We start from the raw sequence: 8,978 nt of genomic DNA, 5'->3' as shown, positions 1-8,978 counted from the left end.
ATTGATCCGGGACCCGGGTCCATTTCCGTTTCCCCCAAGCGCGTTTCACCCCTCTGGAGAGTGAGATTTCCGCATTTTCCGGTGGTTATCCACATTCACGAGACCCGAGATCCATGTTTCCAGCTTAGAGAGCCGTTCCCATGCCCTATGATCATCCCAACAGCAGCGGGCTCATCCCCGCACAGGATCATCATCAGCGAACGCCAACGGGCCCTGCCCTCCGGCGCAGGGAGCAACTCGGCCCATGGCACGAGACCGGAGAGATATTGCCGACAGGGAGGGTGCCGCGAAGGCGGCGGCTGTCCCGCCGGCACCTCCGGCCGACAAAGCCCTTGCCGGGAATCGCCAAGCCGCGCAGCATCGGGATCAACTGCTTGTCCTCGTCCGGGCGCTTGCCCGCGATGCCGCCCGCGCCGATCACGCCGCTGAGCGCGGCGCCCCTGACGATTGACCTGCCCCTCCGCACGGAGCTCCGCCCATGACCCTGCGCGCCGTCATCTACGCCCGCTACTCCTCCGACCTGCAATCGACCTCATCGATCGAGGACCAGATCCGGCTCTGCCGCGAACGCGCCAGCCGCGCCGGCTGGCAGATCGTGGGCAGCTACGAGGATGCCGCCACCTCGGGCGCCTCGCTGATGCGCCCCGGCATCCAGCGCCTGCAGCAGGATGCCCGCGAGCGGCGCTTCGACATCGTGCTGTCAGAAGCTCTCGACCGGCTCAGCCGCAACCAGGCCGATATCGCAGCGCTCTACCAGAACCTGACCTTCGCCGGCGTGGCCATCGAGACCCTGGCCGAGGGCCGCATCGACGAGATGCATATCGGCCTCAAGGGCACGATGAACGCGCTGTTCCTGAAGGACCTCGCCGCCAAGACCCGGCGCGGATTGCGCGGCCGCGTCGAGGCCGGCAAATCCGGCGGCGGCAACGCCTATGGCTATACGGTCCTGCGCCACATGGGCGAGGACGGCGAGATCAGGCGCGGCGACCGGAAGATCAATGAGGACGAGGCCGCCATCGTGCGGCGGATCTTCACCGCCTATGCCGATGGGATGTCGCCGAACCGGATTGCCGACCAGTTGAACCGCGAGGGCATCCCCGGCCCGCGCGCGGGCAAGTGGGACAAATCCACCATCCACGGCAATCCCAAGCGCGGCACCGGCGTGCTCAACAACGAGATTTATGTTGGGCGTTTGGTGTGGAACCGGCAGAGCTTCGTCAAGGACCCCGCTACCGGCAAGCGCCAGGCCCGACCGAACCCGGAATCCGAATGGATCGTCACCGACGTGCCGGAACTCCGCATCATCGACCAGGCCCTCTGGGACCGGGTCAAGACCCGCCAGGAGGGCCGCAAGATCGAACAGACCGACCGAGAGGCCTGGGAACGGCGCAAGCCGCGCTTCCTGCTCACCGGCCTGGTCAAATGCGGCTGCTGTGGTGGAGGTTTCTCGACTATCGGCAAGGATCGTTTAGGCTGCAGCAATTCCCGCAACAAGGGCACCTCGGTCTGCACCAACCGCACCGGCATCACCCGGCAGGAGCTGGAGGGCCGGATCCTGACCATCCTCTCCGAGCGGCTGATGGATCCCGAACTGGTGAAGGTCTTCGTCGCCGAATACATCGCCGAGCGCAACCGCCTGGCCGCCGGCCATGTCGATGACCGCGCGGTCAAGCAGAAGGAACTGGCGAAAGTCATCAAGGACCAGGACATTCTGGTGAACGCCCTGCTCGCCGGCACGCCGCCCGAGCGGATCAAGGCGAAGATGGAACAGCTGGAGACCCGTCAGAAGCAGCTGGAGCGCGAACTGGCCACCGCCCCGGCCCCTGCGGCATTGACCCGGATCCACCCCAGGATGGCGGACAACTGGCAGGAGCGGATCCGTGCGCTGATTGCGGGGCTGACAGAGCCGGACCGGGAAGGCGAGGCCCGCGAGGCGATCCGGGGCCTGATCGAGAAGATCGTGGCGACACCGGTGCCCACGAAGGGCAAGCGGATGAGCTTAGATCTGACGCTTCACGGCGATCTGGCGGGCATTCTGGCGCTGAGCCTGAATGCGGATCGGTTGAGCGGACAGCAAAAAACCTCCTGCGAACAGGAGGTTGAGGAAAGTGCAGGATTTCTGGTTGCGGGGGCGCGCAACCAACGATACTTGCGATTGGTCGAGCGCCAAATCCCCAAGCTCGCAGCCAAATGTAACCTATTCTGAGCTGGCCAAGGTAGCGCTAAACATTCAGCCCCGCACCCACTCGACCAGCCTGTAGCTGGTGCTGCGGCCACCGGCGTCCTCCTTCTCCAGCACAGCTTCACGGATACCGCCCGAGAACATGCCGCTTTGCGACGCCGGCAACGCCTCGAACGCGAGGCTCTATCGTTGCTTGCTGATCTGATAGCCAAGGCGCGTGGCAGGGATATCAGGTTCGCCCCAGTCATACGATGATTAGAATTTCAAAGCTGCAAACGCGCTGACTGAGTTGTCGTCCACATCGCTCACGCCGTACTTGTTCTTGTAATACGTATATTCCAGACCCAAGATGGCACCGCCTTCCTTGCCGACATCCCAGCGCAGTTGGGGAGAGAAGACGATCTGGCTTTCGAAGCCATCGCCTTGTTCCCCGATAAAGTCCGCAAATCCCCGGATCGACAGGTTTTCATTGCCTATCTTGAAGGGATAATCCCAGACAAAGGTTATCTGGTATGTCGTGTCGAGGTCGCGATCAAATGGATCGTCGACATTTTTATAGACATAGGCCCCGGCCGTGAGGACGGAAAAACCGCTCACGTTCAGGTCAGCGCGGACACCCGGAGCGATGACCAGAAAATCCTCGCCATGGTTGATGCCAAAGTCCGGCCCGACGTCCTTGACAAACGCGCCGTCGGGGAATGTCAGTCCCATGGCTTTTCCGCTCAAGTGCAGCCAGGCTTCGGCATAGTGACTGTTTTCCGACCCGGTTCCTTGATGGTCCTTGTTGAGATCGACGAAATAGAAAAGATCGCCCCAGTTGAACAACGTGTATTGTTCAAAGGTCAGGGTGGTGCGGGTGGTCGAGTCAAGGCCGTTGGCGCCCAGATGAAATCCGTCGCCGTAGTGCAGCTGTATCTCGCCTGTGGAAAAAAGCACCTCGGCGTGAGCTCCATGCCCGATAATTCCTAGGCCAAGAGCCAGCATCGACGCCGGGATGATGCTGTGTTTGGTCATAAGTAATCCTCCTGTTGTAGCAGGTTTTTCTGCTTTTGTGATGTTCTGGACGATCATCGGCATGCGCCCGGGAAGCGCATGGCCGATGAGAGGATCAGCCTGTTCCGAGGCCGATCCTGAGGCAATGACAGCGATTATCTAATTCTGCAGCCGCGAGTCGATACCTTGGACAAGGAAGTCCATGCTCTTGATCTCAGATGTGTTCAGCGTCTTTCCGGAAGCGATCGCCTCTGATCCGGCATTGTTCATTACCGGTCCGGTGAAGGGATCGAAACTTCCGTCGCGCATCGCGTCCTGCTTTGCCAGGATCGCTGCCCGCTGCTCATCCGTCAGGTCCTTCGACAATCCCGCCACTTCGATGGCTCCTTCGGCGACTCCGGCAAAGGTATCCTTCCCTTCGAAGGTTCCATCGATCACAGACTGCACGACATTGGCATAGACGACACCGAAATTCGCCTGTCCTGCACAAAGATGCTTGTTCGGCGCGTGAGCAGAATTGTCGCTGAGCGTCGTGACAGCATAGACGCCCTTTTCCTCGGCCGTTGCGAGGGCTGAGGGGGTGCCAGGGAATAGCGAATAGACCACGTCGGCGCCTTGCGAAATCAGGCTTTCCGCCGAGGACCGGTCGCGCGGCGGATCATACCAGGAATTCAGCCACACCACCTTCACCGGCTTGAGATCCGGGTTGACGCTCCGTGCACCCAGAACATAGGCGTTAAGGATGCCAAGGACTTCCGGCAGCGGGAAAGCGGCCACGACACCAAGCTGCTGGTTTTTCGTCGCATAGCCAGCCGCCATGCCGCACAGATAGGATGCTTGGTAGTGCCGGACCGTGAATGTCGCGAAGTTCGGAAGGTTCTGGTACCCGCCGATATGCAGGACCTTCAGGTCGGGCGATTTTTTGGCCAGCGCCATGCCATCGCTCATGTGTCCGAACGAACCCAGGATCAGGACGTCGGTTCCGTTCGCCACAAGCCGGTTCATGGCGCGCGCGGCGTTGGGACCCTCGCCGACCGAATCCACGACCGTCACGTTTATCTTATCCGCGAACCGTTCCTCGAGAACCTCTTTGCCACGGACAACCTCGTGGTCCCAGCCGACATCGCCGATCGCATTAGGCGCCACGATTGCCACGTCGAGCGGCTCTTGAGCGAACAGCGTCCCGGACCAGCACATGGAAAGGACCGCACCCAGCAAGGGTGCACGAACGATCTGATACATGATTGCTCCTGTTGGTCGCTTGCTATTATTTTGATGGTTGGAAGTTCTGACCCAGCGAAACCGGTGCGTTCAGCCGGATCAGCAGTGCATTCCTGGACACAGCCGCAAGAACGATGATGGTCATCACGTAGGGCAAGGATGTCATGATTTGCGGCGGGACGCTGAAACCCATGGCCTGCACGGCCAAATCCCCAAGCAGGAGCGCCCCGAACAGATAGGCTCCGAATGCGATCCTGAGCGGCCGCCAGGTGCCGAACACCACCAGTGCAACCGCAATCCACCCCCGGCCGGCGATCAGGCCGTCAGACCAGCCGGGCGTCAGGATCGTCGAGGCATAGGCGCCCCCAAGGCCCGACATGACGGCGCCGAAGATGATCGCGAAAAGGCGGATGCGGATCACGGCAAAGCCTAGGTTGTGCGCGATGGCCGGATCTTCGCCCACGACTTTCGTGATGCGGCCATGGCGCGTCTTGGCAAGAAACCACCAGGTCAGGAACGCGACCGCAAAGGCGAAATAGGTGATGGCGCTCTGTCGGAACAGGATCGGTCCGACAAGAGGCAGATCCGACAGGACGGGGAGCGAAAGGTTTGCCGGAGCCATCATCGTCAGGTTCTCGAAACTGCGCCCGGCCAGGCTGGAAAGCCCGAGGCCAAGAATTCCGACGGCAAGCCCGGAAACGATCTGGTTTGCCGAAAAGCCCAGCACAAGGATCGAGAAGACCAGGGACAGCGCCACGGATGCGCCGACCGCAAGGCCGAAGCCCAGCACGATGTTTCCCGTCTGATAGGTCACGGCAAAGGCCACGGCTGCCGCGAATGCCATCATGCCTTCCACGGAAAGGTTCATGACCCCTGCTTTCTCTGCCACAGCCTCGCCGATCGCGGCAAGCAGAAGGGGTGTTGCGGTTGCGAAGGCGCCTGCCAGGACGAAGATGATCGTGTCCGTCATGCCCTTGCCTCCGGCTGGACTCGTACGATGCGGTATTGGACCAAGGCAAAGGAGGCGAGGTAGAACACGAGAACCATTCCCTGGAAGATTACCGGCGCTGCCGGGGGAAGGCCCACATCGATGATCGCACCGTCCGCGCCGACATAAACGATTGCCATGAATGTCCCGGCCAGCAGTATCCCGACCGGATGCAGGCCGCCGAGATAGGCCACGATGATCGCGGCAAAGCCGTAGCCGGGGGACAACGACGGCTGGAGCCGGCCGATCGGCCCCGAAATCTCGCCCACTCCGGCCAGGCCCGCCGCGGCACCGCCGATCAGCAGCGTGATCCAGACCGCCTTCTTGGCGCTGAAGCCTGCATAGCTGGCGGCACTTGGGGCAAGCCCTCCCACAAGCAACGTGTATCCCGAGAAGGTGCGCGTGACATAGATCAGCGCCGCAATCGACAGCAGGATGACCACGAGGATGGACGCGTTCGCCCTCAGCATCCCGTCATCCGACAGGAGCGGATACATCGCCACCGGAGGAAAGCTTACCGACTGGGGATAGGAGAACCCCATCGGATCCTTGAGCGGCCCGTTGATGAGGAAATACAGGATCTGCACCGCGATCTGGTTCAGCATCAGCGTCACGATGATCTCGCTGGCGTTGAAGCGCGTCTTCAGCGCGGCGGCGATTCCGGCCCACGCCGCCCCCGCGATCATCCCGGCAAGCATCATCGCCGGAAGCATCAGGACGTTCTGGCTTTCCGGAAAGGTGATGGGGATGACGCTTGCCGCCACGGCGCCAATGATCAGCTGGCCTTCTGCGCCGATGTTCCAGACCTTCGCCCGGAACCCGATGGCCAAACCTTGGGCGATCAGGATCAGCGGCGCAGCCTTTATCACCACCTCGGAAATGTTGTACGCCGATGCCAGCGGATCAATCAGCAACCTGTATAGGACTTCGAGAGGCGGGGCGCCCAGAAAGCCGAACAGGACCATGCTTCCCAACAATGCCAGAACGAAGGTCACCAACGGCACGAGCATGATGCTCTTGAGCGACACCTCGCTTCGCTGGACAAGTGCATACCGACCCATCATCACGCCGCCCTCATCTTCTGGTCGAATTCGCCCATCATCATCCGCCCGACATCTTCGGCGGTCACCGACCTGGCCTGGACCGAGGGGGACAGCCGTCCATGATACATGACGTGGATGCGGTCGGAGATCTCGAATATCTCCTCCAGTTCCTCGGAAATCATGAGGATCGCCGTGCCCGTGTCCCGCAGGTCCACCAGCTTCTGCCTGACCATCGCCGCCGCTCCGACATCGATACCCCAGGTCGGCTGGGAAACGATCAGGATGCGGGGTTTCAGCAGGATTTCGCGGCCCAGCACGAACTTCTGCAGGTTGCCGCCAGAGAGGCTGGATGCGATAGATTGTCGACCCCGCGAACGGACATCCATGGCCGAAATGCATTTGTCGGCAAAATCGGCCTGCTGCCGTCGTCTGATCAATCCCTTTCGGACCAGGCCTGCCCCGTGGGCGGTAAGCAGCACGTTGTCCGCCAGGCTCATGGTAGGAACCGTGGCGCGCCCCAGTCGTTCTTCGGGAACGAAGGTCACCCCCATTTGTCGGCGCGTTCCGGGCGGAGCGTCCCCCACGGGGTGATCGAAAACCTGGATCCTGCCGGCCATGTGGCCCTGCAACCTGATTTCACCTGACAAAATCCGCGCCAGTGTGGACTGACCATTGCCCGACACACCGGCAATGCCGACGATCTCGCCTGGGCGGACCGCCATCGACACGCTGTCGAGGCTTTCTCCCAGCGGATCGGGATTTTCATAGGTAAGGTCGCTAACGGTCAGGGCAGGTTCGCAGCTCGGTTTCGCCTCGGCGTGGCGGGCTGTCGGGATGTCCTGCCCGATCATCAGGCGGGCCAGTTCCGCCGATGTAGCCTGCCGCGGGTTCGCCGTGCCCGTGACGCGGCCCTGGCGCAGCACGACGGCGCAATGGCACAGGTCCCTGATCTCTTCCAGTTTGTGCGAGATGTAGAGCATAGCAACGCCACGCTCGGATAGTTTCCTGAGCGTCCCGAAAAGCTGCTGCACGCTGTGGGGCGGCAGCACCGATGTCGGCTCGTCCAGGATGAGCAGCTTCGGATCCTGCATGAGGCAGCGGATGATCTCGACCCGCTGCCGCTCGCCGACCGAAAGGCCATGCACCGGCGCGTCAGGATTGACATGAAGGCCGTATTCATCCGCCTTCTGCCTGATTATTTCGGCCAGGTCCGGCAATGACCCAGGAACGGTCAGCGAGATGTTTTCAACGACGCTGATCGTTTCGAACAACGAGAAATGCTGAAAAACCATTCCGATACCCAGATCTCTGGCAACACTCGGACTGGTGACGGCGACCTTCTCGCCGTTCCAGACAATCTCGCCCTCATCCGGTTGCTGAATACCGTAAATGGTCTTCATGAGGGTGGACTTGCCTGCACCGTTTTCACCAAGGATGGCGCAAATCTGGCCGTGCTCCAGCGCAAGATCCACGCTGTCGTTTGCCACATATGTGCCGTATCTCTTGGTAATGTTCCGCAATTGAAGCAATAGGGGGGATTCACCTGCCTTGGTCTTCAAATGCTGCTCCCTGTTGTTGATGACGACGCGTAATGGCGCAGCCTCGATCACGTACGCCAAGCTTGCGACGAAAGTCGTGTTTTTGTTCTTTCTGCAGGCATGGATCGGCTGAAACGTTAAGCTTACCGGTCCGCCAAACGCTGATGCCATTTTTGGTATCAAGGCCATCAGGGGACGAATAGATAAACAAAAGAGACGTTCTGTTCCAGAAATCGAACGCCACCCAAGGATGAAGCAAGTCTAGGCTCCAGACCCATTGATTTTAGGTCTTTGGCGTGATTCAGACTCTGCAAGGAGACCTGATCGATGAGCACTCTTTTCTGGCTAGGTGATGTTGACAAAAGGGGTTCCACCGGCGTGCGCGCTGTGATTCAAGCTGCTCTCTACGTAGGAGATGAGCTTGGCACGCAACCTGATGTCCGACGACGAATGGGGATTCTTTGAGGGCTTCATCCGAGCCGTCCGGCATCCGAACGGGCGCAAGCCTGCGGACCATCGTCTTGTTCTGGATGGCATTTTCTGGATCGCAAGGACTGGTGCGCCGTGGCGCGACCTGCCCGAAGAGTTCGGCAAGTGGTCCTCGGTCTACCGGCAGTTCCGCCGTTGGACCCTTGCCGGGCTGTGGGAGGATATCCTGGACGCGCTGAACCACGCTGGGATCGCGCCGGACAAGCTGCAGATGATCGACAGCACCGTGATCCGCGCCCATCATCATGCGGCGGGCGCAAACGTATGGCCCGCCCCGGTTGCAAGCGCCGATTGGGTGATGGTGTGAGCAGTCTGCACAAACGTATCCGGCATGTCGGCTCTTCGGCCGCTGCCAAGATGGAGATCCGCGCATCCCGATCCTCATAAAGGGGCCGGCCTCGTCGGGCCATTTTGCGCCAGAGGCTTTCGGGACACCGGTCGACTGTCAGGCCATCTTCCTATCACCACTCGCAGCTTGAAGCGCTTGGCGGCGTTCGCGCCGAGCGCCGGTTCGATATTTTTCA

At 60.8% G+C, this 8,978-nt stretch carries 6 protein-coding genes and 1 pseudogene; 2 read left to right on the top strand and 5 right to left on the bottom strand.

From position 1 onward, the window contains the following. Nucleotides 1-478: 478 nt before the first annotated feature. Nucleotides 479-2,206: a recombinase family protein gene (locus AQY21_RS02285; protein ID WP_058096233.1), complete on the top strand. Its 1,728-nt coding sequence runs from the start codon at nt 479-481 to the stop codon at nt 2,204-2,206. Nucleotides 2,207-2,437: 231 nt separating this feature from the next. Here the strand turns inward: AQY21_RS02285 and AQY21_RS02280 are convergent, their stop codons facing one another. The 5 genes from AQY21_RS02280 to AQY21_RS02260 form a co-directional block, all read right to left on the bottom strand. After that, nucleotides 2,438-3,253 (bottom strand): DUF5020 family protein, encoded by an 816-nt coding sequence (locus AQY21_RS02280; protein WP_147307313.1) that lies wholly within the window; start codon nt 3,251-3,253, stop codon nt 2,438-2,440. 81 nt (nt 3,254-3,334) lie between these two features. Next, nucleotides 3,335-4,417, bottom strand: a complete 1,083-nt coding sequence (locus AQY21_RS02275; protein ID WP_036759118.1) for a BMP family ABC transporter substrate-binding protein — start codon at nt 4,415-4,417, stop codon at nt 3,335-3,337. 25 nt (nt 4,418-4,442) lie between these two features. Beyond that, nucleotides 4,443-5,366 carry an ABC transporter permease gene (locus AQY21_RS02270; protein WP_052096177.1) on the bottom strand — a complete coding sequence of 308 codons (924 nt, stop codon included), beginning with the start codon at nt 5,364-5,366 and terminating at the stop codon, nt 4,443-4,445. Then, nucleotides 5,363-6,448: an ABC transporter permease gene (locus tag AQY21_RS02265; protein ID WP_116171209.1), complete on the bottom strand. Its 1,086-nt coding sequence runs from the start codon at nt 6,446-6,448 to the stop codon at nt 5,363-5,365. Before AQY21_RS02265 ends, AQY21_RS02270 begins: the two co-directional genes overlap by 4 nt. Next, entirely contained in the window at nt 6,448-8,136 is a 1,689-nt protein-coding gene (locus AQY21_RS02260; RefSeq protein WP_082657938.1) for an ABC transporter ATP-binding protein, read from the bottom strand. The genes AQY21_RS02265 and AQY21_RS02260 overlap by 1 nt, the downstream gene beginning before the upstream one ends. 244 nt (nt 8,137-8,380) lie before the next feature. Here AQY21_RS02260 and AQY21_RS02255 point away from each other — a divergent pair. Beyond that, nucleotides 8,381-8,713: pseudogene (locus AQY21_RS02255) on the top strand (IS5 family transposase); the annotation flags it as partial. Between the last annotated feature and the right edge of the window lie 265 nt (nt 8,714-8,978).

This window comes from Paracoccus sp. MKU1 (assembly GCF_001447385.1).
Lineage (GTDB): Bacteria > Pseudomonadota > Alphaproteobacteria > Rhodobacterales > Rhodobacteraceae > Paracoccus.
This window is presented reverse-complemented; position numbering and strand designations above follow the sequence as displayed.